This window comes from Acidovorax sp., assembly GCF_021287135.1.
Taxonomy (GTDB): Bacteria; Pseudomonadota; Gammaproteobacteria; order Burkholderiales; family Burkholderiaceae_C; genus Acidovorax.
Map to the genome: position 1 here is coordinate 1 of NZ_JAJTBB010000042.1, position 23,824 is coordinate 23,824.

A 23,824-nucleotide genomic window follows, 5' to 3' on the forward strand; every position below is an offset into this window, starting at 1 on the left:
GGTAAGTGGGCGCTGCGGATCGGGAGGGGCTGCAAGGCGCAAAACGCAGCAATAGCCGCAGCTATTGCGAGGATTTGCAACGCAGCAGACTGCCCGAGGCCGCAGATGCACGCGGCGCGATGATTCGTGAAGAGGATCCCTTGCGCGCATCCTCGCGCCGCGCGTCAGTCCACCACCGTCAGTTTGGCCACGCTGAGCGCCAGCCACTTGGTGCCGTGGCGCGGGAAGTTCACCTGGGCGCGGGCATCGTCCCCCGTGCCCTCGATGGCCAGCACCTTGCCTTCGCCGAACTTGGTGTGGAACACGGCCATCCCGGCCCGCAGGCCGTGGGACGGCGCGGCCTTCTGCACGGGCACGGGCGGGCTGGCAAAGGTCTCGGATTTGAAGCCAAATTGGCCTCTAGCGCCCGCCCCATAAGCGCTGGCAGCTCCTGATTGAGGAGCAAAAGAGCCAAACCCCTGCTGCTTGGGCGTGATCCATTTGAGCGCGCCCTCGGGCAGCTCGTCAAAGAAGCGGCTCTTGATGTTGTAGCGCGTCTGGCCGTGCAGCATGCGCGTTTGCGAATGGCTCAGGTACAGGCGCTTGCGGGCGCGGGTGATGGCCACGTACATCAACCGGCGCTCTTCCTCCAGGCCGTCGCGGTCGCTGGAGGCGTTGTCGTGCGGGAACAGGCCCTCTTCCATGCCGCCGATGAACACGGCGTCAAACTCCAGCCCCTTGCTGGCGTGCACGGTCATGAGCTGCACGGCGTCCTGCCCGGCCTGGGCCTGGTTGTCGCCGGCTTCCAGCGCCGCATGGGTGAGGAAGGCCACCAGCGGCGAGAGGGTTTCGCCCGTGTCGGCGTCGATGATGCCGGCCGCGCCCGCGGCGGGCTTGAGCGGCTCGTCCAGCACCGGGGCATTCGGGTCCAGCCCCTGGCTGACGGCGCTCTGGCGCAGGGGCTGGCCGTGCTCGTCCAGCGGCAGGGCCACGGCGTCGCGGCCAAAGCCTTCCTGCGTGACGAAGCTCTCAGCGGCGTTGACCAGTTCTTCCAGGTTCTCGATGCGGTCCGCACCTTCTTTTTCGGTGCGGAAATGCTCCACCAGGCCGCTGGATTCGAGCATCTGCTCGATGATGCCGCGCAGCGACAGGCCCTCGGTCTGCTCACGCAGCACGTCGATCATGGCCACGAAGGCCTTGAAGTTGGTACCGGCCTTGCCCGGAACGGCGCTCACGGCATCGTGCAGCGAGCAGCCTGCGGCACGGGCGGCGTCCTGCAGCACTTCAATGCTGCGCGCCCCGATGCCGCGCGGCGGAAAGTTGACGACACGCAAAAAGCTCGTGTCGTCGTTCGGGTTCTCCAGCAGGCGCAAATAGGCCAGCGCGTGCTTGATTTCGGCGCGCTCGAAAAAGCGCAGGCCGCCGTACACGCGGTAGGGCACGGACGCATTGAACAGTGCCGATTCGATCACCCGGCTTTGCGCATTGCTGCGGTAGAGCACGGCAATTTCCTTGCGCTCGAAACCGTCGCTGCGTACCAGCTGCTTGATCTCGTCCACCATCCACTGCGCCTCGGCCAGGTCGGTGGTGGCCTCGTACACGCGCACGGGCTCGCCCGCGCCCTGCGTGGTGCGCAGGTTCTTGCCCAGGCGGCGGCTGTTGTGGCTGATGAGGTGGTTGGCGGAGTCGAGGATGTTGCTGTAGCTGCGGTAGTTCTGCTCCAGCTTGATCTGGTGCTGCACGTCGAACTCGCGCACAAAGTCGGCCATGTTGCCCACGCGGGCGCCGCGAAAGGCATAGATGCTCTGGTCGTCGTCGCCCACCGCCATGACGCTGCCGTACGTCTGCAGTCGCCCCGCCACCTCGTCGCCGGCCATCTGCTTGAGCCACAGGTACTGCAGGCGGTTGGTGTCCTGGAACTCGTCCACCAGGATGTGCTTGAAGCGCCGCTGGTAGTGCTCGCGGATGGGGTCGTTGTCCCGCAGCAGCTCGTAGCTGCGCAGCATCAGCTCGCCAAAATCAACCACGCCTTCGCGCTGGCATTGCTCTTCGTAGAGCTGGTAGATCTCGATCTTCTTGCGGCTGTCGGCGTCGTGCCCGGGCACGTCGCCGGGGCGCATGCCCTCTTCCTTGCAGCCGGCGATGAAGTACGCCAGCTGCTTGGGCGGAAAGCGCTCTTCGTCCACGTTGAACTGCTTGCACAGCCGCTTGATGGCCGAGAGCTGGTCCTGCGTGTCCAGGATCTGGAAAGCCTGCGGCAACCCCGCCGCCTTGTGGTGCGCGCGCAAGAGGCGGTTGCACAGGCCGTGGAAGGTGCCGATCCACATGCCGCGCACGTTCACCGGCAGCATGGCCGTCAGGCGCGCCACCATCTCCTTGGCAGCCTTGTTGGTAAACGTGACGGCCAGGATGCCGCCGGGCGTGGCAAACCCGTTTTGCAGCAGCCAGGCAATGCGGGTGGTGAGCACGCGCGTCTTGCCCGAGCCCGCGCCGGCCAGGATCAGCGCATGGCCGGAGGGCAGCGTGACCGCCGCGAGCTGTTCAGGGTTGAGGTTGGCCAGCAGGGGCGATGCAGCGGCCGATGCTGCGGCTGGGGGCACCGGGGTCTCCGGCGCACCCGCAAACGGGTCTTGTGGGAACATGCGCCATTGTAGAAAGCCCACCACCTCCTGGCCCGCATGAAACCTTTTGCCCTCGTCCTGGCCGCTGTCGCGGCATGGCACGCACCGCATCTGGCGGCGCAATCCGTCTGCAGCAGCGATGGGACGGCCGCGCCCACCGCCTTGTTCGAGCGCTTTCTGAGCGCGGACTGCGAGGCCTGCTGGGCCGATGCCGCCGCGGCGGCGCCCCCGGCAGATTCCTCCGCGCTGGTGCTGGACTGGATCGTCCCCAGCCCTGCGGGCGAGGACGCCGCCCTGTCCGCCGCCGCCACCCGCGACGCCCTCGCACGCCTGGAATCGCTGGGCCGCAGCGCCCCCGCAGCGACCGACGTGCACGTTGCGGCGGTCCAGGCCGCGGCACCCGCGCGGATCCGGGTGGCGCAAGGCATGGCGTTCAACGACTATGTGGGCACGGGCATCACCTGGCGCGCCGCTGCAGGCCCTGCGCCCCGGCCGGCTGGCGCGGTGGACTTCTATTTGCTGCTGGTGGAAGCCGTGCCCGCCGGCACCGACGGCACGCCCGTGGCGAGAAATTTGGTCAGAAACATGCTCCAGGGCACATGGGACAAGCGCAAACAGCTATCAAAACATGAGCAATCCACCTGGATGGAGCAGCGCCCCATGCGCGTCCCGGACGGTGCGAGGCCCGAACGGCTGCGGGTCGTGGGCTGGGTGCAGGACGCGCAGGGGCGCGTGCTGGGCGCCGCGCAATCCACCTGCCGCTGATACCGCCCATACCCGTGCGGTTATAGGCCCCGCGCCGGGGGCGGGTAGAATCAATCACCGGGCCCAAGTTTCTTGACGCCCGGTTTTTTTGTGCCCGCGCAACGGCGGGATCGGAGCTGGCCCCTGCGCCAGTGCCCACAAAGCCGGACCCAAGCCAAGCGCCCACGCCAGCGAAATCCTTCGGTGGCGACCTTTTCAAGGAGCTTGGAATCTCATGGAAATCTTCGACTACGACAACATTCTTCTGCTGCCGCGCAAGTGCCGCGTGGAGAGCCGCTCGGAGTGCGACGCCAGCGTGGAGCTGGGCGGGCGCTCCTTCCGCATCCCCGTGGTGCCCGCCAACATGAAGACCGTGGTGGACGAAAAAATCTGCGTGTGGATGGCGCAAAACGGCTACTTCTACGTGATGCACCGCTTCGACCTGGACAACGTGCAGTTCGTGCGCGACATGCATGCCCAGGGCTGCTATGCGTCCATCTCGCTGGGCGTGAAGCAGCCTGACTACGCCACGGTGGACCGCCTCAAGGCCGAAGGGCTGGTGCCCGAGTACATCACCATCGACATCGCCCACGGCCATGCCGACAGCGTGAAGAACATGATCGCCTACCTCAAGCAGCACCTGCCCGCATCGTTCGTGATTGCCGGCAATGTGGCCACGCCCGAGGCCGTGATCGACCTGGAGAACTGGGGTGCCGACGCCACCAAGGTGGGCGTGGGCCCGGGCAAGGTGTGCATCACCAAGCTCAAGACCGGCTTTGGCACGGGCGGCTGGCAGCTGTCGGCGCTCAAGTGGTGCGCCCGCGTGGCCACCAAGCCCATCATTGCCGACGGCGGCATCCGCAGCCATGGCGACATCGCCAAGAGCATCCGTTTCGGCGCCACCATGGTGATGATCGGGTCGCTGTTCGCCGGCCACGAGGAATCCCCCGGCAAGACCGTGGAAGTGGACGGAGAGCTGTTCAAGGAGTACTACGGCTCGGCCAGCGACTTCAATAAGGGCGAGTACAAGCACGTCGAAGGCAAGCGCATCCTGGAGCCCATCAAGGGCAAGCTGGCCGACACGCTGATCGAGATGGAACAGGACGTGCAAAGCTCCATCAGCTACGCCGGCGGCACCAAGCTCATGGACGTGCGCAAGGTGAACTACGTGATCCTGGGCGGCGACAACGCGGGCGAGCATCTGCTGATGTAGGCGCCCCATCGCGGCGCCCGGCATCGCATCGCGCCGCAAACCCGGTGCACTACATGCGCAGCAGGTTCTGCGCCATGTGGTGCAGGTCGTGGCCGGGCTCGGCCAGTGTGTCCAGAATGCTGAAGTGGTGCAGCCCCGGCAGCACCTGGCAGCGCGGCACGAAATGCGCGCCCCAGGCTTGCTGCACCAGGCCGTTCTGGCGGAGGAACTCGTCGCTTTCATCGCCCCCCGCCACGCAGTACAGCAGGCCGCGCTCCGGCGCCAGCAGGCGCGCGGGGCTGCACTGCAGCACGTGCTGCTCGGTCAGGTGCAGCGCCTCCTGCAGGAACGGGGTGTGCCTGAGCGGCTCCAGGTCGTGCACGCCAGAGATCGACAGCGCATTGCGCACCAGCCCGTCGGGCCAGCCGGCACCAAGCAGGGGCCAGACGCTGGTCAGCAGCATGGCCGCCAGATGCCCGCCGGCCGAATGCCCCGCCACGGTGATGCGGCGCGGATCGCCGCCATGCTGGGCAATGTGCTGCCACACCCAGCCCAGCGCCCGCTCCATCTGGCGCAGGATGTGCGGCACGGTGACAGGCGCATCGGGTGTGCCGGGGCACAGCGCATAGTTGACCACCACCACGCAAAAGCCGGCCTGGGTGAAGGCCGGCGCAATGAAGGAATGGTCTGCCTTGTCCAGCGACCGCCAGTACCCGCCGTGAATGAAGACCAGGACCGGCACCCCGGTGGGAGCCGTGCGCTCGGCCGGGAAGATGTCCAGGGCTTCCCCCGCCCCGCTGCCGTAGGGCTCATCCAGCACGCAAGGCTGGCGGGCGCGCACGGCGGCGGATTCGCGGGCCCAGCGCTGCAGGTAGTCCATGTGGTCCGGCACCAGCGCGCGGTTGTTGTACATGCGCTCCAGCCAGGCGGGGTCGTGCAGCGGCAGGCTCATGGGTACGGTCTCCTTCCTTCCCGGATCTGCGGCATCATCAGTCCAATCCCGCCGGGCTGCAAGCTCCTTGACAGGGTGATGCACCAAAAATGCCCATGATGGCATGGCACAAGCAACCAGACTTTCTCGCCAGGACGAACGCCCATGACCCCTCTACCCCTTCGCATCGCAGTCCTGGGCACCGGCATGATGGGCGCCCCCATCGCCCGCCGCCTCCGCGGGGCCGGCCACGAGGTGCATGCCTGGAACCGCACCCGCGCCAAGGCCGCGCCGCTGGAGGCTTCGGGCATCACCGTCCATGACACCCCGACCGCGGCGGTGCGAAGCGCGGACGTGGTCATCAGCCTGCTCGAAAACGGCCCGGTGGTCGGGCAGGTGCTGCTGGACGCCGGCACCGCGCAGGCCATGCGCAAGGGTGCGCTGTTCGTCGACATGGCATCGATCCAGCCCCGCGAGGCACGCGACCACGCCGCGCGGCTGGACGAGATGGGCCTGACCCACCTGGACGCCCCCGTGTCCGGCGGTACGGTGGGCGCAGAAAACGGAACCCTGGCCATTCTGGTGGGCGGGCGGCCCGAGGACTTTGCACGGGCGCAGCCGGTGTTTGCCGCCTGCGGGCGCGCCACGCACGTGGGTCCTCACGGCGCCGGGCAGCTCACCAAGCTGGCCAACCAGATGATCGTGGGCATCACCATCGGCGCGGTGGCCGAGGCCCTGCTCTTCGCCGCCAAGGGCGGCGCCGACATGGCCAAGGTGCGCGAGGCCATCCAGGGCGGCTTTGCCGACAGCCGCATCCTGCAATTGCACGGCCAGCGCATGGTCGAGCGCGACTTCGCACCGCGCGGCCGCATGGCGGTGCAGCTCAAGGACATGCGCAACGCCCTGGCCACGGCCGGCGAGATCGGCTTTGACGCCCCCATCACCGCCCTCTTCGAGAAGCTCTATGCCGAGGGGGTGGACCACGGCCTGGGCGAACTCGACCACAGCGGCCTGTTCGTGGAACTGGCCAGCCGCAACGCGATGCAATAATTTTTTGGCACTACTTGCATCCCTCGCAAAAATTAGTGCATAATTCGAGACTCTGCAGCGATGTAGAAAAAATTAAAAAGTTTGGGTTCTTAGCTCAGTTGGTAGAGCAGCGGACTCTTAATCCGTAGGTCGAGTGTTCGAGTCACTCAGGACCCACCAAACACAAGCCGCAAGGCGCATAAAGCCGGTGTTACTCACGTAGCGCCGGCTTTTTTGTTTTGGCCCAGCCCTGCAGCGTGCCGGTGCATCCGCGCCGCGTCCGGCACGCGCCGCGGCTCTGCGGTAGCCTCGGCGCACCGCAACGTCCACCTTCTCCTCGCACCACGCCCATGAACCCCAATGCTCATACGCTCTGGCGCGCACCCCAATGGGCGCTGGCCGTCCTGCTGGCGCTGCTGGGCATGCTGGGGCCTTTTTCCATCGACACCTACATTCCCGCCTTCACGGGCATCGCCCAGGCCCTGGGCGCCACGCCGGTGGAAATGCAGCAGACCCTGTCGGCCTACCTGTTCGGGTTTGCCTTCATGAACCTCTTTCACGGCGCGCTGGCGGACAGCTTTGGCCGGCGCCCGGTGGTGCTGTGCGGCATTGCCATGTTCACGCTGGCGTCGGCCGGATGTGCGCTGGCGCAGAACATCGGCCAGCTCATCGCCTTCCGGGCGCTGCAAGGCCTGTCCACGGGGGCGGGCATCGTCGTGTCGCGGGCGGTGATCCGCGATATGTTCCCCCCGGCCCGCGCGCAGCAGGTGATGAGCCAGGTGACGATCTACTTCGGTGTCGCGCCCGCGATCGCACCCATCATCGGGGGATGGCTGTTCGTGCATGCGGGCTGGCACAGCATCTTCTGGTTTCTCACAGGCGTCGGCGTGGTGCTGTGGGTGGCGAACTTCCGGCTGCTGCCCGAGACGCTGCATGCGGAGCTGCGCCAGCCGTTCAACGTGCCCCACCTGCTGCGGGGCTACTGGCAGCTGGGCTCCAGCCCGCGCTTTCTGCTCCTGGCCCTGGCCAGCGGCGTGCCGTTCAATGGCATGTTCCTGTACGTGCTGGCGGCGCCGGCCTTCCTGGGCGAGCACCTGGCCCTCGCGCCCACCCAGTTCTTCTGGTTTTTCCTGCTGACCATTGCCGGCATCATGGGCGGAGCCTGGCTCAGCGGCAGACTGGCCGGAAACATCGCGCCCAAGCGCCAGATCCGGCATGGCTTTGTCGTCATGGCGCTAGTCGCGGTCGTGAACCTGGGGGCCAACCTGCTCTTTGAAGCTCACCCCGCGTGGGCGCTCCTGCCCATTGCCCTGTTTGCGTTCGGCTGGGCCTTGATGGTGCCGGTGGTGACGCTGCTGGTGCTGGACCTGCACCCCGAGCGGCGGGGCATGGCGTCATCGCTGCAGGCCTTCGTGGGCTCCACGGCCAACGGTCTGGTCGCGGGGGTGATTGCGCCGCTGGTCATGCACTCCACCGTCCTGCTGGCCCTGGCCTCGCTGGCCATGATGAGCGTGGGGCTGGCGGCGTGGATCTATCTGCACCACCGCTGGCCGGACGTGGGCCGCCACGCGACGCGGGCGTAGACCGGGCGTACGGTCCCAAAGAAAACAGGTCCAGCTCAGCCGGCCTGCCGGCGGTCGATGCCTTTGTCCTGGTAATAGCGGATCTTCTCGGCATACATGGCCTGGTCCGCTCGGTGGATCGCCGCCTCCACCGCGTCGCCCGAATGGCAGCAGGCCATGCCCATCGCCAGGCTGATCGGCTGGCCAGGGTAGAACTGGTTGTTCAAATCCAGCATGGACAGGATGCGCTCTTGCAGGGCCAAGGCACCGCGCTCGTCCACCCCCGGCAGCAATACGGAAAACTCATCTCCGCCGATGCGGGCCGCGCACGCGGGCGCGTCCACGGCCTTGGCCAGCACCTCGCCCACCCGGCGCAACAGGGCATCGCCGGCGGCATGACCCTGCTCATCGTTCAGGGCCTTGAGGCCGTTCAGGTCGATCGCGATCACGGACAGCGGCCACGGCCCCTTGCGCGTGATGCGATTGAGCTCCTCGGCATAGAAGGCGCGGTTGCGCAGCTGCGTCAGCACATCGTGCTTGCCCAGGTACTCCAGGTAAGCCTCCGCCTTCTTGCGGGCGGTGATGTCCACCAGCGACAGCAGCACCAGCCCCCAGTCGGCCAAATGGTCGGCCAGCACGGAGAACTGCATGTGGATGTACACCGCATCGCCCGACAGCGCGTAGTTCACCACCTCCCGCTGCTGGAACGTCTTGCCTTCCCACAGGTCCAGCAGCTGGTCGGCGAACGACTCGTGCATCTCGCCGCGAAACACGCGGCCGATGTTGTTGAGCAGCATGTCCTTGCTGGCGGCGCCGAACATGCGCAAGGTCTGCTGGTTCACGTCGATGACCCGGATCTCCTGCATGCACCGCGTGACGAATTCGGGATGGACGGTGAGGAAGGTCTTGAAATCATCGATCCCCTGCGCACGCACGCCATCCAGCAGGTTCTTGACGGCGCTGAAGTCCTCCACCCACAGCGAGACAGGCGAGTGCTCGAACAGGTCGCGCGCGTACTGCTCGCTGCGGCGCAGCTGCTGCGCGCCCCGCACCTCGGCCGTCACGTCTTCCAGCGACAGCAGCACGCGGCTCCAGTCGGCCTCGGCCCCCGGCAGCACCCGGGCGCGGATCTGCACGTCCAGCCGCCGCCCGTCCAGGGCGTAGTTGACGCTGCGGTTGGCAAACTCCAGCCGCCCTTCCCACAGGGCTTCCAACTCGTGGTGCACCGCATGGTGCATGTCGTCGCGGAACACCTTGTCCAGGTTGGCCTCCAGCGTCTGCTGGTCCGCCGCAGCAAACAGCTCCAGCGTGCGGCGGTTGACCCGCAGCACCTTGAGGGCGGCGCTGCACTCGCGCACCCGCGCCGGGTCCTCAGCGAGGTGAGCGCGCAGATCGGTCACGCCGGCGGCGCGCCAGCTGTCAAAGAGCTGCTTCAGCGCGCTGTAGTCCTCCAGCCAGAGGGACACCGGCGCCAATTCGAACATGTGCTCAAAGTCTGCACCCGACGACAACGAAGACGACACTCGAGATACCTCCAGAGGGCATTATTGTCGAGCCCGTCCCGCACCCCAGCCGCAAAAGGGCATAAAAAAAGGCCGGAGCCTTGCGGCACCAGCCTTTCCCATCACCGCCCCGGCAAGGGCGGCTCTATCAACGCGCAGGCCGTGCAGGCCGCTTGCGTGCATCGTGGGGCGCGAAGGGCTTGCCACCGCCCGCAGGCTTGGCAAAGCCAGGCTTGCGCGGAGCGAAATCACCGCGCGGCGCACCCGAGGCGTCGCCGCGGGGGGCAAAGCCCGCACGACCAGCGTCACCAAAGCCCGACTTGCGGCCATAGCCCTCGCTGTCACGGCGCGGGCCGAAACCGCGGTCGTCACCACGGGCGCCGAAGCCGCCGCCAAAGCCACCACGATCGTTGCCACCGCGGGCAGGGCCACCGAACCGGCGGTCACGGCTGTCGCGGTCATAGCCGCCGCCAGAGCGACCACGGCCACCAAAATCGCCGCCCCGCGGGGCTTGCGGCGGCCGCTGCGCGGGTTCCATGCCCGGCACCACTTCGGCCTTGAACTGCTGCCGGCTGTACGACTCAATGTCGTAGATCTTGCGGCGGTCACGGAACTCGGCAAACGTGATGGCCAGGCCATCGCGGCCCGCCCGGCCGGTACGGCCGATGCGGTGGGTGTAGTCCTCGGCCTTCATGGGCAGGCCGAAGTTGAACACGTGGGTGATGGTGGGCACGTCGATACCACGCGCCGCCACATCGGTGGCCACCAGGATCTGCACCTGGCCGTTGCGCAGCGCCATCAATCGGCGGTTGCGCAGGCCCTGGCTCAGGGCGCCGTGCAGGGCCACGGCCGAGAAGCCGTCCTGCTGCAGGTCGTTGGCCAGGCCGTCGCACTCCACCTGGGTGCTGGCGAACACGATGGCCTGGTTGATGGTCGTGTCGCGCAGCCAGTGGTCCAGCAGCTTGCGCTTGTGCTGGGCGTTGTCGGCCCAGAACAGCACCTGCTTGATGTTGGCGTGCTTGGCCTGCGGGGTGTCGATGGTCACCTTCTGCACCGAGGCGCCGCCGTCGTGCATCACCCGCAGCGCCAGCTGCTGGATGCGCGGGGCAAAGGTGGCGCTGAACATCATGGTCTGCTTGCGCTGGCTGGTGAGCTGGTTGATCTCGGCCAGATCGTCCGAGAAGCCCAGGTCCAGCATGCGGTCGGCCTCGTCCACGACCAGGAACTGCACCTTGTCGAGCTTGATCTGCATGGAGCGCTGCAGGTCGAGCAGGCGGCCCGGGGTGGCCACGACGAGGTCGGCATTCTGCAGGCGCGCAATCTGCAGCTGGTACGGCATGCCGCCCACCACATTGGCTACACGCAGGCCGCGGCAGTGCTTGACGAGGTCAATGGCGTCGTGCGCGACTTGCTGCGCCAGTTCCCGCGTGGGGCACAGGATCAGGGCGCCAGGAGTGGCAGCCTTGAAGTTGCGGGGGTTAGTGGGGTCCTTGCGCTTGGTGCGCTTGGGCGCGGGTTCGCCCCGGGCGGCCGCTTCGGCCACGGCGCGCTCGTAGGCTTCGCGCTCTTCGACCTGGGCCTGGGCCTGTTGCTGGATCAGCGTGTGCAGCACGGGCAGCAGGAAGGCGGCGGTCTTGCCGCTGCCGGTCTGGCTGGAGACCATCAGGTCGATGAAACCATGGGCGCCCTGGCCGTTGTCCATGGCCAGGGGGATGGCCTTGCACTGCACGGCGGTGGGCTGGGTGTAGCCCAGGTCGGCCACGGCACGCACCAGCTCGGAAGCCAGGCCCAATTCCACGAAGCCGTTGGGCTCGGCGGTCACGCCGGCATCAGCGGCTGCATCGGCGTTGGCGGACAGGTCCAGCGAGGAAGGTTGTGCGGAAATGTCCGCGGCAAAGGAGGTATCGGCAGGCGCGAATTCGCCCTGCACCAAAGAGGTGTCGGTCATGAATTTTCTCTCACGAAAGCGTCGCGGGCGTGGCCCGCGATGGCTTCGTCAAATGGTTAAAAAACATCAACCATCAAACGAAACCTGCGCTGGCCTGGGTCGGTGGCGACCGGGCCGGTACGGGGTGGGCGTTATTCGCAAGCGCTGGACGGCGGTAGAGCCATCCAGGCGGGCAAGCCCGGTGAGTGAAGGGAGATGCACAAACTGCGCGGCGGTTTTCCAGCGCAGCCAGCGATTATGGCACGAACTAGGGTTTCTCCGCAACCCCCCCTTATAGGGCGACGGGGATGGCCTTCACACGGAAAGCAGGTGCTGGCGGTAGTGGGCCAGCTCATCAATGGACTCGTGCACATCCGCCAGGGCCGTGTGCCTTTGCGCCTTCTTGAAGCTGGTGTAGGCCTCGGGCTTCCAGCGCTTGGCCAGTTCCTTGAGGGTGCTGACATCGACGTTGCGGTAGTGGAAGAACTTCTCCAGCTTGGGCATGTAGCGCACCAGGAAGCGCCGGTCCTGGCCGATGCTGTTGCCGCACATGGGCGCCGTGCCTTTGGGCACGTACTGGCTCAGGAAGGCGAGGATCTGCTGCTCCGCGTCGGCCTCGGTCACGGTGGACGCCTTGACCTTGTCGATCAGGCCGCTGCGCCCGTGGGTGCCCTTGTTCCAGGCGTCCATGCGGTTGAGCAATTCGTCAGGCTGGTGGATGGCAAATACAGGCCCTTCGATGCGGGGCTCCAGGCTCGGCCCGGTCACGACCACGGCGATCTCCAGCAGGCGATCGGTATCGGGCTCCAGGCCCGTCATTTCACAGTCGAGCCAGACCAGGTTCTGGTCCGATTTGGCAAGCGTTGCAGGGGTGGGGTTGTTGGCTTCTGGCATGGCGCGCATTGTCACCGATGGCCTAAACTCGCCGCTCATGCCCATTTCCGACACCCCCGCATCCCCCGCCACCGCGCTGACACTGGCCTTTGCCGTGGCGCTCTGCCTGGGGCTCGCCCTGAAATTCTGGCTGGCCTCGCGGCAGATCCGGCATGTGGCGCGGCACCGCGGCGCGGTGCCCGCGCCGTTCGCCGAACGCATCACCCTGGCGGCGCACCGCAAGGCGGCCGACTACACCATCGCCAAGCTGCGCCTGGGCCTGCTGGACACGGCGCTGGGCGCGGCAGTGCTGCTGGGCTGGACGCTGCTGGGCGGCCTGGACGCCCTGAACCAGGCGTTGCTGGGCTGGCTGGGCGGCGGACTGGTGCAGCAGCTGGCGCTGCTCGCGGCCTTCGCGGCAATCAGCGGACTGATCGACCTGCCGCTGTCGCTGTACCAGACCTTCGTGGTGGAAGAGCGCTTCGGCTTCAACAAGATGACCTGGCGGCTGTGGCTGGTGGATGCCCTGAAGGGCTTGCTGGTGGGCGCGCTCATCGGCCTGCCCATCGCGGCGCTGATCCTCTGGACCATGGGTGCCGCCGGGCCCCTGTGGTGGCTGTGGGCCTGGGGCCTGTGGATGGGCTTCAACCTGCTGCTGATGGTGGTCTATCCGACCTTCATCGCGCCGCTGTTCAACAAGTTCCAGCCGCTGGAGGACGAGTCCCTCAAGGCCCGCGTGACCGCACTGATGCAGCGTTGCGGGTTTGCCGCCAAGGGGCTGTTCGTGATGGACGGCAGCCGCCGCAGCGCCCATGCCAACGCGTACTTCACAGGTTTTGGCGCCGCCAAGCGCGTGGTGTTCTATGACACGCTGCTGCGCCAGCTCTCCCCCGGCGAGGTGGAGGCCGTGCTGGCGCACGAGCTGGGGCATTTCAAGCACCGCCACATCGTCCAGCGCGTGGGGGTCCTCTTTGCGCTGAGCCTGGCGGGCTTCGCCCTGCTGGGCTGGCTCTCCAACCAGGTGTGGTTCTACACCGGCCTGGGCGTGCGGCCCAGCCTGTCGATCGACCCCGCCCTGGCCGCGGCGCCCAACGATGCGCTGGCCCTGCTGCTGTTCATGCTGGTGGTGCCGGTGTTCATGTTCTTCGTGTCGCCGCTGTTCTCGCAGCAGTCGCGGCGCCACGAATTCCAGGCCGATGCCTACGCCATGGCCCAGGCCAGCGGCGCGGATTTGTCGTCGGCGCTGCTCAAGCTGTACGAAGACAACGCCTCCACGCTCACCCCCGACCCGGTGTACGTGAAGTTCTACTACTCGCACCCGCCCGCCACCGAACGCCTGGCGCGGATGCAATCCCCTGCCCTGCCATGACCTCCATGCTGAAGAAAAAAAACTGGTCCGCCCTCACCCGGCGCGCACTGACCGCCACCGAGGTGGTTTCCCAGCTCGCCCAGCTCGAAGGCTGGAGCCTGACGGGCGACGGCGCCGATGTGGCCATCGAGAAAACCTACCGCTTCGCCAACTACTACGAGACCATCTCGTTCGTGAACGCAGTGGCTTTCATCGCCAATGCGCAGGACCACCACCCCGACCTTTTCGTGCACTACAACCGCTGCGTGGTGCGGCTGAACACGCACGATGTGCACGGGCTGTCCTCCACGGACTTCGAGTGCGCGGCGCAGTTCGACGCGCTGGTGGCATGACGCCGTGGCGCCGCTGAGCACGATGGACCGCCATGGCTGACCGCAGCGGGCTGCAAGAAGGGCTGGTGGTGGCAAGCCACGGCCGCCACTGCGTGGTGGAGACGCCCGACGGCACCCGCCGTATCTGCCACCCACGCGGTAAGAAAAACCAGGCAGTGGTGGGTGACCGCGTTCTGTGGCAAGCCCCGCCCGCAGGCCAGGGCGAGGAAGGCACCATCGAAAAGCTGCAGGAGCGGCGCAACCTGTTCTACCGCCAGGACGAGATCCGCACCAAGTCGTTCGCCGCCAACCTGGACCAGGTGCTGATCCTGATTGCGGCCGAGCCCGTGTTCTCGGAAAGCCAGCTGGCCCGCGCGCTGATTGCCGCCGAGGCCGCCGGAATCACCCCATTGATCGGTCTGAACAAGAGCGACCTGGTGGAGCCGTTCGCCCATGCGTGGGAGCGGCTGCTGCCCTACCGCCACATGGGCGCCGGCACGCACTATGGCGTGCTGCCGCTGTCACTGGCACTGTCCAGCGACGTGGACCGCGCCCTGCTCATGCAGCACCTTCAGGGCAAGACCACCTTGGTGCTGGGCCCCTCGGGCTCGGGCAAGAGCACGCTGATCAACCTGCTGGTGCCGGGGGCGACCGTGCAGACAGGGGAGATCTCGCAGGCGCTGAACTCGGGCAAGCACACCACCACCAGCACCCACTGGTACTGGATGGACGCCGCGCGCACCACAGCCTTGATCGACTCTCCCGGCTTCCAGGAATTCGGGCTCCACCACATCGCGCCCATGCAACTGGCGGCCTGCATGCCGGACATCGCGGAACACGCCACGCAATGCCGTTTCTACAACTGCTCGCACCTGCACGAGCCGGGCTGCGGCGTGCTGGATGCAGTAAAAAGCGGCCCCGAGGCAGGTGGAATCAGCGCAAGTCGCTATAAAATTTATAGCGATCTGTTTGAAGAATTGAGCCACACGCGGTATTGAGGGTCAGCCCCGCAGCGCTGCGGGGCCGCCCGACAAGCGCACCACCGGCAGCGCATCCCCAAGGGCGAGGGCCCAAGAACTAGCCCAGCAGACGCGCCAGCGTGAGCAAGGCCAGCAGCAGCATCCACACCACCACCGAGCGCCACACCAGCCCCACCACGCTGCGCAGGTGGCCCACCTCGGGCTCGCGGCCGGGGGTGGCGTCGCTGTCGCCCATGTCGGCATCGATCTCCAGACCCTGCGGCGCCTGCAGATCGCTGCGGGCCTTCAGGGCCTCGCCGCCCAGGCGCACGTTGATCGCCCCGGCCGTTGCCGCCAGGATTACGCCGTCGTTGTCGTTGGGAAAACGCTGGGCATGGAACCGCCATCCCTCGATGGCCTCCTCAAAGCTGCCCACCACGGCAAAGCTCAGCGCCGTGAGCCGGGCAGGAAGCCAATCGATGACCGTCCAGGCCTGCGCGGACGCACGCTGCAGGGCCGCGCTGGCGGGCTGGGCGCCCGCCCGCTGCTTGTAATGCCAATAGCGCGACACGAACTCCGCCAGCCGGTACAGGACGGCGCCCGTGGGCCCCAGCCCCAGCGCCGCGAGCACCGAGAACCACGCCAGCACGCCAAACACGTGGCGGTGCGCGGCCAGGACGGAATACTCGATCACATGGCGCACGATCTCGCTGCGCGGAAGCGCACCCACGTCCACCTGCTGCCAGTGGGCCAGGCGCTGGCGCGCGGCCTCTTCATCGCCCTCTTCCAGCGCGTCGCGGATGCCTGTGAAGTGGTGGCTGAACTGGCGGAACCCCAGGGTGACATACAGCACCGCCACGCTCCAGAGCACGGCAAACGGCCACCCCAGCCCCCAGAGCAAAAGCCAGTGGATGGCCAGCGTCACCAGGGACGGCACCAGCACCGCCAGGCTCCAGGCCACCCAGCCATGGTGGGGCTTGCCCGCGTCGAAATTGCGGCTCACCGACAAGGCCCAGGCGCGCAGGCCGGCATGGATGGGGTTGCTGCGGGCCAGTGGGCGGGCCTGCTCGATCAGCAGAGCGAACAGGATGGCGAAGAAACTCATGGGGCCGAATGATACCGGGGCCCATGCGCTTGCGGCCCCTCCGTGTCACACCCGGCTCGCGCTCAGATCACACCCGGATCACGCAATCATGAAACGGTAGAAGTTGCGCAGCATGCCCGCGGTCGCGCCCCAGATGAAGCGGGTCTTCTCGCCGTCCTGGTAGGGCATGGAAAACCATTCGCGGTGCACGCCGTCCTGGGCGAACACATGCCGGCGGTGGTGGGCGGGGTCGAGCAGAAAGTCGAGCGGCACTTCAAAGAGATCGGCCACCTCGTACGGATTCGGCTGCAGCACGCAGTCGGGCCGCACCAGAGCCACCACGGGCGTGATGATGAAGGAAGAGCCGGTCACGTAGGTCGGCAACGTGCCCAGCACTTCCACATATCCCCGGTCCAGCCCCACTTCCTCCTGCGCTTCGCGCAGCGCCGTGTCGGCGGGGCTCGCGTCCTCCGGATCGGCCCGGCCACCCGGGAACGCCACTTGGCCGGAGTGGGTGGACAGGTGGGCCGTGCGCTCGGTCAGCAGCACCGTGGGCCGCTCGCGCTGCACTACGGGCACCAGCACCGACGCGTGCGCGGGCTCGCGGTTCATGAACCGCTTCTCCAGCAGCACTTCGGGCTCCCACCGCGGAGGGTTGGCAAACCGCGCGCGCAGGGCCGGCGCCGTCTGCGCCGCGGCAGGCACGGCGGGCAGGTGCGCGTCCACGCCCAGCACCGGCACCCGGCGGGGATCGAAGTCGGGCAGGCTCGACACGGGAGCGGCGGGAGCAGCAGGAGCGGCGGGGCGGTTCACCAAGGCGACAGGAGGACGGGACGGACGCAGAAAACAAAAAAGCCGCTACAGGCGAATGCTGTAGCGGCTTGCCAGGACCAAAGCCCTTGCCTTATGCGGCAGTGGCTGCAGCCTTGACGCGCGAAGGCAGCTTTTCCTTGATACGTGCCGACTTGCCGCTGCGCTCGCGCAGGTAGTACAGCTTGGCACGGCGCACGTCACCGCGGCGCTTGACTTCGATGCTGGCGATCAGCGGGCTGTAGGTCTGGAACGTACGTTCCACGCCTTCGCCGCTGGAGATCTTGCGCACGGTGAAGCCGCTGTTCAGGCCGCGATTGCGCTTGGCAATCACCACGCCTTCGTAGGCCTGCACGCGCTTGCGGTTGCCTTCCACCACGTTCACGTTCACGATCACCGTGTCGCCAGGGGCGAATTCGGGGATGGTCTTGTTGAGGCGGGCGATTTCTTCCGCTTCCAGGGTCTGGATCAGGTTCATGGTCACATCCAACGATCTTGACCGCGCCAAAAGTGGCTGCGTCGGGATTGACGGTTCAGTGTTTTGCGGGAGAACTCCCTGTCAAAACGGCCGGCCAGAGGATCGAAAAGCCTTTGATTATAGCAAGTTAGCCCAGCTTGGCCAGCACCGCCTCGTCGGCGGGCGCCAGCCGACCGGCTTGCCGCGCCGCCGCGATCAGGTCGGGGCGGTGGCGGGCGGTCAGCGCCAGGCGCTGATCGCGCCGCCAGCGCTCGATCTGCGCATGGTGGCCGGACAGCAGTGCGGCGGGCACCGCCTGGCCCGCCCATTCTTCGGGCCGGGTGTAGTGTGGGCAGTCGAGCAAGCCGTCCAGCGCGGGGTTGAAGCTGTCCAGCTGGTGGCTGCCCTCGTCGTTGAGCACCCCAGGCTGCAGGCGCGCGACGGCGTCCAGCAGGGCCATGGCGGCGATCTCGCCGCCCGAGAGCACGAAATCGCCCAGGCTGATCTGCGCATCAACGTGGGTGTCGATGAAGCGCTGGTCGATCCCCTCGTACCGGCCGCACAGCAAAATGGCGCCCGCACTGGCCGACCAGTGCTGCACGGCGGCATGGCGCAGCGGCTCGCCGATGGGGGAAAACAGCACCAGCGGCACCTGGGCGGAAGCCGGCTCGGCCCGCTCCGCGCGGATGGCGGCAAGGCACCGCGCCAGCGGCTCGGCCATCATCACCATGCCGGGGCCGCCGCCAAACGGGCGGTCGTCCACGCGGCGGTAGTTGCCGTCCGCATGGTTGCGCGGATTCCACAGGTGGACCGCGACCTGCCCGCTGGCATAGGCGCGCCGGGTCACCCCGCTGGCGAGGAAGGGCCCGAACAGCTCGGGAAACAGCGTGATGATGTCAAAGCGCATGGTGCGCGGCGCAGCCTGCGATGCCGCTCAGTAGTCGGGCTGCCAGTCGACGGTGATGCGCTTGCCCGGCAGGTCCACCTTGTCGACAAAGGCGGAAACAAAGGGAATCAGGCGCTCCTGCGCCTTGCCGTCCTGCTCATAGACCAGCACCAGCACCGTCTGCGGGCCGGTGGACATCAGCTCGCGCACCTGGCCCAGCGCCACGCCTTCGCGGTTGGCGACTTCCAGGCCGATCAGGTCCACCCAGTAGTACTCGTCCTCGGCCGTGGAGGGAAAGCTCGACCGCGGCACAAAGATGCGCGCACCGCGCAGTGCCTCCGCGGCATTGCGGTCGTCCACGCCCTGCGCCCAGGCCACCACCGTGTCGGAATGGTCCTTGGCCTGGCGAATGGGCAGCAGCACCGTGCCGGAGAAGGTCTTGGCGCCCCGTTCGGAGGGTTGCAGGTACCAGCGCTTGGAGGAAAACAGCGCCTCGGGGTTGCCGCTGTGGGGCAGCACCTTGAACCAGCCCTTGATGCCCCAGGCGTCGGCAATGCGGCCCACTTCGACAGCGTCGGCGGGCAGCTCGGTGGGCTCGAGCGTCAGGGGAGAGGTGGTGGCCATGGCGAAGGGTGATTCCAGAAACGGGAAAAGGGCGGGTTTCGTCAGCGCACCGACGAAACCCGCCCTTTCCGGGGAGCTTTAAGCGGCCTTCTTGGCAGCTTGCTTGATCAGGCGGTCCACCGTGGGGGAGGACTGCGCGCCCACGCTCTTCCAGTACGTCAGGCGGTCTTGCACAATGCGCAGGCCTTCTTCGGTTTCCTTGGCGGTGGGGTTGTAGAAGCCGATGCGCTCGATGAAGCGGCCATCGCGGCGCACGCGCTTGTCAGCAACGACGATGTTGAAGAAAGGACGGCCCTTGGAGCCGCCGCGGGAGAGTCGAATGACGACCATGATTTATCCTTCGGGTGGTGAACTTCGCCAGACTTTCCGGCGCAAGCCACAGTGTTCGCACAGTTTCGCAACGTTTGAGACACGCGACATGGCCACCCGGCCAGCGACACGCTGCAAAGCCCGCAATTATAGCCCTTTCTTTTCCAGACCCCATGATCCGCCCCAGCACCGACAGCGACATCCCCCAGATCACCGCCATTTACCGGCACCACGTGCTGCATGGCACCGGCACGTTCGAGATCGATCCCCCGACCGAGGCCGACATGGCGGCCCGCCGCGCCGACGTGCTGGGCAAGGGCCTGCCTTGGCTCGTGGCCGAGAAGGATGGCCAGGTGCTGGGCTACGCCTATGCCAACTGGTTCAAGCCGCGCCCCGCCTACCGTTTCTCGGCCGAGGACTCGATCTACGTGGCCGACAGCGCGCGCGGCATGGGCGTGGGCCGCAAGCTCCTTGCCGAGTTGGCCGCGCAGGCCGAAGCCGCCGGCGTGCGCAAGCTGCTGGCGGTGATCGGGGATTCGGCCAACGCGGGCTCGATCGGCGTGCACCGCGCACTGGGCTTTACCGACGTGGGCATCATGAAATCCGTCGGCTGGAAGTTCGGCGCCTGGCGCGACATCGTGCTGATGGAAAAATCCCTGGGCGAAGGCGACACCACGTCGCCGGAATGAGCGGGCGCCGCAGCATGAAGAACAAGACCGTCGCGGCCTGGCTGGCCTTTCTGGGCGGGCCGCTCGGCCTGCACCGCTTTTACCTGCACGGGGCCTCTGACCTGCTGGGCTGGCTGCTCCCCATCCCCACGGCGCTGGGTGTGTACGGCATCGAGCGCGTGCAGCAGCTGGGGCAGGACGACCACTACAGCTGGGTCCTGATCCCGTTGCTGGGGTTCACGATTGCGGGCTGCGCCCTGCAAGCCATCCTGTTCGCGCTGAAGACCCCCGAGGCCTGGAACGCCCGCTACAACCCCGGTGCCGCGCCCGACGCAGCGCCGGGGCAGACGCAGTGGATCACGGTCGGCGCGATCGTGGTGGCACTGATGGTGGGCACCGCGGTCCTCATGGCGAGCATTGCGTTCAGCTTCCAGCGGTATTTCGAATACCAGATCGAGGAAGCGCGCAAGATCTCGCAGTGAAACGGCGCCGCCAGATAAGCGAACGCCCCGCGGGCAACGGGCCGGCGGGGCGTTTGTGCTGTGCCACCCGCCAGTTGCCTGGCAGGCCGCGCCGCGGGAATCTCAGAAGATCTGCAGACTGATCCAGTACGCCACCGCCGCGACGAAGGCGCTGGCGGGAATGGTGAGAATCCAGGCCCAGACGATATTGCCGGCCACGCCCCAGCGCACTGCGCTGGCGCGCTGCGTGGACCCGACACCGACGATGGCGCCGGTGATGGTGTGGGTGGTGGACACCGGAACGCCCAGCGCAGTCGCCAGGAACAGGGTCAGCGCACCGCCGGTCTCGGCGCAGAAGCCGCCCACGGGCTTGAGCTTGGTGATCTTCTGGCCCATGGTCTTCACGATGCGCCAGCCACCAAACATGGTGCCCAGGCCAATGGCCATGTAGCAGCTCACGATGCTCCAGGTGGGCGGCGAGGTGTCCGAGGCCGACGAGTACCCGGTGGCGATCAGCAGCAGCCAGATGATGCCGATGGTCTTCTGCGCGTCGTTGCCGCCATGGCCCAGGCTGTAGGCCCCGGCAGACAGCAATTGCAGGCGCCGGAACCACTTGTCCACCTTGCTCGGGCGCGTGCGCCGGAAGATCCAGGCCACGGTCACCATCATCAGCGAACCCAGGGCGAACCCCAGCAGCGGGGACACGAAGATGAACGCCACCGTCTTCAAAATGCCCGCGGAGATCAGCGCACTCGCGCCCGCCTTGGCGATCACCGCGCCCACGATGCCCCCGATGAGTGCGTGTGAGGAACTGCTCGGGATGCCGTAGTACCAGGTGATGACGTTCCAGGTGATGGCCCCCACCAGGGCGCCGAACACCACGTGCGTGTCGACCACGCCCGGCTGCACGATCCCCTTGCCCACCGTCGCGGCCACGCTCAGGTGGAAGATGAAGATGGCCAGGAAATTGAAGAAGGCGGCAAACAGCACCGCCTGCGTGGGCTTGAGCACGCCGGTGGACACCACTGTCGCGATGGAGTTGGCGGCGTCATGGAACCCGTTCATGAAGTCGAACAGGATGGCCAGGGCCACGAGCAGCACCACAACCCACAGGGCCGTTTGTACGGTTTCCATACTGGTTCAGCCTGCGGGAATCAGGAATTCTCGAGGACGATGCCCTCGATGCAATTGGCCACGTCCTCGCACTTGTCGGTGATGGTTTCCAGCAGCTCGTAGATCGCCTTGAGCTTGATGACCTCGCGCACATCAGGCTCCTCGCGGAACAGCTTGCTCATGGCGCTGCGCATCACCCGGTCGGCATCGGATTCGAGCCTGTCGATCTCCTCGCAGGTCTTGAGCGCGGCCTCGGCCACGGCCGGGTCGGCAATCTTGTCCAGCAGCTTGACGGCGTCGCGCAGGCGTTCGCAGCACTTGAGGCTCAGGTCGGTCAGGCGCGTGATCTCTTCCGTCATGTGGTGCACGTCGTACAGCGCCATGGTTTCGGCCGAGTCCTGGATCAGGTCGGCCACGTCGTCCATGGTGTTGATCAGCGCATGGATCTGCTCGCGGTCGATGGGGGTGATGAAGGTTTTGTGGATCGCCTTGTTCACATCATGCGTCACGCGATCGGCGGCGCGCTCGGCGTTGTCCACGTCCTGGTTGTACTTGTCACGCAGGTGGGGATCGCCGTAATTTGCCACCAGCTGCGAAAAGGCACGGGCTGCCTCCACGATACGATCCGCGTGCTGGTTGAACATGTCGAAAAAGTTGCCTTCGCGTGGCAACAGCTTGGCAAACAGCATGGGGGAGACTCCTGAAACGGATCGGGACCGGTTTTATAAAAATGACACAGCCATGTCACTTGCATGACTTTCTGGCAACCGGGCGAGTTTAACCGGGCGCCCTCCCCGCCCCTGGCGCCGGCCGCCGTGGCTCAGGCGCCGCGGAAGATGAAATACACCGCCCCGACCAGGCACAGACCGGCCCACAGGTAGTCCCACTTGAGCGGCTGCCCCATGTAGAACACCGCGAAGGGCACGAACACCCCCAGGGTGATCACCTCCTGCATGATCTTGAGCTGGCCCACGTTGAACTGCGTGAAGCCGATACGGTTGGCAGGCACCTGCAGCAGGTACTCAAACAGCGCAATGCCCCAGCTGACCAGCGCCGCCGTGTACCAGGGGGACGCGGCCAGGTTCTTCAGGTGCCCGTACCAGGCGAAGGTCATGAAGACGTTGCTGGCAATGAGCAGCAGCACGGTTTGCAGGGAGACGGGCAGGGACTGGAGGGCGTTCATGGCAAGGTTCGCAGGCACAAAAGGACCGGCATGTTATACAAAATTCGGTCCTTGCGCTTGATACTGCAGCGCGAGCAGCTATCAAAATAATAGCATTCCATAGTCACACCCCACCGCCCCCGGCGCAGAGCCCCCAGGGCTGCGGGAGCTGTTGAGCATCCGCGCGCGTCCAGCCCCGCGGCATAGGCCGTTTCCTACAGGCGCGCTCCCCGCCCTCCCACACGACCCGCGGGCAGCGCTGCCTACATTGACCCTTCACCCGCGCGCCGGGATGCTCCGCCCCCCGGCACGGCCGAGATCCTGCCCCCCACGAGAACCCACGAAGGACCGAACCATGACGACCCGCATGCCTCTCTCCCACCCCTTGGCCATGGCATTGGCTGCCGCCACGCTGGTGGCAGCCACGGCCGCGCAAGCGCAGACAGCCTCCTCCTCCGCCGCATCGGGCGCCAATGCAGGCACCCCGGCCTCCGGCCGCTCCGACCGCATGTCGGTGCTGCCCTATACGCAGGACGGCTACCTTGGCATCAGCGCCGGGCGCTCGCAGTACGACCTGCGCAGCGGCCCCGCCGGAACGGCCTATGACGACTCCGACAACGCATTCAAGGTGTACACGGGGGGCTTCTTCCACCCCAACCTGGGCGTCGAACTGGGCTACATCAACGCCGGCAAGGCGCGCCGGCTGGGCGGGGACACCAAGGCCCAGGGCGTCAACCTGAGTCTGGTCGGGCGCGCACCGCTGGGGGAACAGTTCGACCTGTTCGGCAAGGTCGGCACGACCTACGGCCGCACGCAGACCGACGGCTCCAGCAACCTGGGAGTGCGGACGGGCAAGGAAGACGGCTTCGGACTGTCCTATGGCATCGGCGCACGCTGGGCGTTTGCGCCGCAATGGGCCGCCGTGCTGGAATGGGAAAGCCACAAGTTCAAGTTCTCCGACGGGGACGAAGCCGTCAAGATGACCACCGTGGGACTGCAGTACCGTTTCTGACCACGCACCGCGTCTGGGCGGTCAGCCGCCCGCCTGCAACACCGGGCAAGCCGCCGCATGCAACGGATCTGCCCACCAGGGCCGCCCATCGCCCAAAGAAAAAGGTTCTTCACGCATTCCCGGGGAACGCGGCCTTGATCTTGAGGAAGAAGTACTCGCAGTCACGGTAGCCATAAGCCATGCGCTTGATGACCTTGATGCGGTTGTTGATCCCCTCGAGCTGTCCGGTGTGCATGGGC

The 23,824-nt window shown here is 66.6% G+C and carries 25 protein-coding genes and 1 tRNA gene; 11 read left to right on the forward strand and 15 right to left on the reverse strand.

Features of this window, described 5'->3' with window-relative positions:
• Nucleotides 1-164 precede the first annotated feature (164 nt).
• Nucleotides 165-2,621 (reverse strand): UvrD-helicase domain-containing protein, encoded by a 2,457-nt coding sequence (locus LWW96_RS10475; RefSeq protein ID WP_291486691.1) that lies wholly within the window; start codon nucleotides 2,619-2,621, stop codon nucleotides 165-167.
• Between the two features lie 36 nt (nucleotides 2,622-2,657).
• Between LWW96_RS10475 and LWW96_RS10480 the strand changes: the two genes are divergently transcribed.
• The gene (locus LWW96_RS10480; protein WP_291486693.1) at nucleotides 2,658-3,365 is read left to right on the forward strand and encodes a hypothetical protein; all 708 of its coding nucleotides are present in this window, start codon (nucleotides 2,658-2,660) and stop codon (nucleotides 3,363-3,365) included.
• A gap of 214 nt (nucleotides 3,366-3,579) precedes the next feature.
• Complete coding sequence (locus LWW96_RS10485) at nucleotides 3,580-4,557, forward strand: GMP reductase (protein WP_291486695.1); 978 nt, start codon at nucleotides 3,580-3,582, stop codon at nucleotides 4,555-4,557.
• A 49-nt stretch (nucleotides 4,558-4,606) separates the two neighbouring features.
• On the opposite strand, the gene LWW96_RS10490 is transcribed toward LWW96_RS10485, so the two are convergent.
• Nucleotides 4,607-5,488 carry an alpha/beta hydrolase gene (locus tag LWW96_RS10490; protein ID WP_291486697.1) on the reverse strand — a complete coding sequence of 294 codons (882 nt, stop codon included), beginning with the start codon at nucleotides 5,486-5,488 and terminating at the stop codon, nucleotides 4,607-4,609.
• Between the two features lie 144 nt (nucleotides 5,489-5,632).
• Between LWW96_RS10490 and LWW96_RS10495 the strand changes: the two genes are divergently transcribed.
• From LWW96_RS10495 to LWW96_RS10505, 3 genes are all read left to right on the forward strand, one after another.
• Nucleotides 5,633-6,517, forward strand: coding sequence for an NAD(P)-dependent oxidoreductase (locus LWW96_RS10495; RefSeq protein WP_291486699.1), 885 nt, complete (start codon nucleotides 5,633-5,635; stop codon nucleotides 6,515-6,517).
• Between the two features lie 83 nt (nucleotides 6,518-6,600).
• Nucleotides 6,601-6,676 (forward strand) — tRNA-Lys (locus LWW96_RS10500).
• 170 nt (nucleotides 6,677-6,846) lie between these two features.
• The gene (locus tag LWW96_RS10505; RefSeq protein WP_291486701.1) at nucleotides 6,847-8,079 is read left to right on the forward strand and encodes a multidrug effflux MFS transporter; all 1,233 of its coding nucleotides are present in this window, start codon (nucleotides 6,847-6,849) and stop codon (nucleotides 8,077-8,079) included.
• Nucleotides 8,080-8,114: 35 nt separating this feature from the next.
• Here the strand turns inward: LWW96_RS10505 and LWW96_RS10510 are convergent, their stop codons facing one another.
• From LWW96_RS10510 to orn, 3 genes are all read right to left on the reverse strand, one after another.
• Nucleotides 8,115-9,581, reverse strand: coding sequence for a sensor domain-containing diguanylate cyclase (locus tag LWW96_RS10510; protein ID WP_291486703.1), 1,467 nt, complete (start codon nucleotides 9,579-9,581; stop codon nucleotides 8,115-8,117).
• A 127-nt stretch (nucleotides 9,582-9,708) separates the two neighbouring features.
• Nucleotides 9,709-11,508 carry a DEAD/DEAH box helicase gene (locus LWW96_RS10515; protein WP_291486705.1) on the reverse strand — a complete coding sequence of 600 codons (1,800 nt, stop codon included), beginning with the start codon at nucleotides 11,506-11,508 and terminating at the stop codon, nucleotides 9,709-9,711.
• 294 nt (nucleotides 11,509-11,802) lie between these two features.
• Entirely contained in the window at nucleotides 11,803-12,381 is a 579-nt protein-coding gene (gene orn, locus LWW96_RS10520) for an oligoribonuclease (protein ID WP_291486706.1), read from the reverse strand.
• 37 nt (nucleotides 12,382-12,418) lie between these two features.
• Between orn and LWW96_RS10525 the strand changes: the two genes are divergently transcribed.
• Genes LWW96_RS10525 through rsgA form a run of 3 tightly spaced genes read left to right on the forward strand, consistent with a single transcriptional unit; the run spans nucleotide 12,419 to nucleotide 15,038 of the window.
• Nucleotides 12,419-13,729 carry a M48 family metallopeptidase gene (locus LWW96_RS10525; RefSeq protein WP_291486709.1) on the forward strand — a complete coding sequence of 437 codons (1,311 nt, stop codon included), beginning with the start codon at nucleotides 12,419-12,421 and terminating at the stop codon, nucleotides 13,727-13,729.
• Nucleotides 13,726-14,061 carry a 4a-hydroxytetrahydrobiopterin dehydratase gene (locus LWW96_RS10530; RefSeq protein WP_291486710.1) on the forward strand — a complete coding sequence of 112 codons (336 nt, stop codon included), beginning with the start codon at nucleotides 13,726-13,728 and terminating at the stop codon, nucleotides 14,059-14,061. Before LWW96_RS10525 ends, LWW96_RS10530 begins: the two co-directional genes overlap by 4 nt.
• A gap of 32 nt (nucleotides 14,062-14,093) precedes the next feature.
• Nucleotides 14,094-15,038, forward strand: a complete 945-nt coding sequence (gene rsgA / locus LWW96_RS10535; RefSeq protein WP_291486712.1) for a ribosome small subunit-dependent GTPase A — start codon at nucleotides 14,094-14,096, stop codon at nucleotides 15,036-15,038.
• Between the two features lie 79 nt (nucleotides 15,039-15,117).
• Here the strand turns inward: rsgA and LWW96_RS10540 are convergent, their stop codons facing one another.
• The 6 genes from LWW96_RS10540 to rpsP form a co-directional block, all read right to left on the reverse strand.
• The gene (locus tag LWW96_RS10540) at nucleotides 15,118-16,104 is read right to left on the reverse strand and encodes a CobD/CbiB family protein (protein ID WP_291486713.1); all 987 of its coding nucleotides are present in this window, start codon (nucleotides 16,102-16,104) and stop codon (nucleotides 15,118-15,120) included.
• 78 nt (nucleotides 16,105-16,182) lie between these two features.
• Nucleotides 16,183-16,896: a CoA pyrophosphatase gene (locus LWW96_RS10545; RefSeq protein ID WP_291486714.1), complete on the reverse strand. Its 714-nt coding sequence runs from the start codon at nucleotides 16,894-16,896 to the stop codon at nucleotides 16,183-16,185.
• A gap of 91 nt (nucleotides 16,897-16,987) precedes the next feature.
• On the reverse strand, nucleotides 16,988-17,371 hold the full coding sequence (gene rplS / locus LWW96_RS10550; RefSeq protein ID WP_291486716.1) for a 50S ribosomal protein L19: 384 nt from the start codon (nucleotides 17,369-17,371) through the stop codon (nucleotides 16,988-16,990).
• Nucleotides 17,372-17,498: 127 nt separating this feature from the next.
• On the reverse strand, nucleotides 17,499-18,257 hold the full coding sequence (gene trmD / locus LWW96_RS10555) for a tRNA (guanosine(37)-N1)-methyltransferase TrmD (protein WP_291486718.1): 759 nt from the start codon (nucleotides 18,255-18,257) through the stop codon (nucleotides 17,499-17,501).
• 27 nt (nucleotides 18,258-18,284) lie between these two features.
• Nucleotides 18,285-18,860, reverse strand: coding sequence for a ribosome maturation factor RimM (gene rimM / locus LWW96_RS10560; RefSeq protein WP_291486720.1), 576 nt, complete (start codon nucleotides 18,858-18,860; stop codon nucleotides 18,285-18,287).
• Between the two features lie 78 nt (nucleotides 18,861-18,938).
• Nucleotides 18,939-19,190, reverse strand: a complete 252-nt coding sequence (rpsP, locus tag LWW96_RS10565) for a 30S ribosomal protein S16 (RefSeq protein WP_005794048.1) — start codon at nucleotides 19,188-19,190, stop codon at nucleotides 18,939-18,941.
• Nucleotides 19,191-19,342: 152 nt separating this feature from the next.
• Here rpsP and LWW96_RS10570 point away from each other — a divergent pair, with 152 nt between their 5' ends.
• Entirely contained in the window at nucleotides 19,343-19,858 is a 516-nt protein-coding gene (locus tag LWW96_RS10570) for a GNAT family N-acetyltransferase (RefSeq protein ID WP_291486723.1), read from the forward strand.
• Nucleotides 19,859-19,872: 14 nt separating this feature from the next.
• A complete protein-coding gene (locus tag LWW96_RS10575) occupies nucleotides 19,873-20,319 on the forward strand; it encodes a hypothetical protein (protein WP_291486725.1) in 447 nt (148 codons plus the stop codon).
• A 102-nt stretch (nucleotides 20,320-20,421) separates the two neighbouring features.
• On the opposite strand, the gene LWW96_RS10580 is transcribed toward LWW96_RS10575, so the two are convergent.
• The 3 genes from LWW96_RS10580 to LWW96_RS10590 all read right to left on the reverse strand — a co-directional run bounded on the left by LWW96_RS10580 (nucleotide 20,422) and on the right by LWW96_RS10590 (nucleotide 22,594).
• A complete protein-coding gene (locus tag LWW96_RS10580) occupies nucleotides 20,422-21,432 on the reverse strand; it encodes an inorganic phosphate transporter (RefSeq protein WP_291486727.1) in 1,011 nt (336 codons plus the stop codon).
• Between the two features lie 20 nt (nucleotides 21,433-21,452).
• Complete coding sequence (locus tag LWW96_RS10585) at nucleotides 21,453-22,100, reverse strand: DUF47 domain-containing protein (RefSeq protein WP_291486729.1); 648 nt, start codon at nucleotides 22,098-22,100, stop codon at nucleotides 21,453-21,455.
• A 131-nt stretch (nucleotides 22,101-22,231) separates the two neighbouring features.
• A complete protein-coding gene (locus tag LWW96_RS10590; RefSeq protein ID WP_291486732.1) occupies nucleotides 22,232-22,594 on the reverse strand; it encodes a DMT family protein in 363 nt (120 codons plus the stop codon).
• 334 nt (nucleotides 22,595-22,928) lie between these two features.
• On the opposite strand from LWW96_RS10590, the gene LWW96_RS10595 reads away from it, so the two are divergent.
• Complete coding sequence (locus tag LWW96_RS10595) at nucleotides 22,929-23,585, forward strand: outer membrane beta-barrel protein (RefSeq protein WP_291486735.1); 657 nt, start codon at nucleotides 22,929-22,931, stop codon at nucleotides 23,583-23,585.
• Nucleotides 23,586-23,694: 109 nt separating this feature from the next.
• Here LWW96_RS10595 and LWW96_RS10600 read toward each other — a convergent pair.
• Nucleotides 23,695-23,824 (reverse strand): transposase (locus LWW96_RS10600; RefSeq protein ID WP_291484992.1); only part of this gene is annotated, 130 nt, incomplete at its 5' end.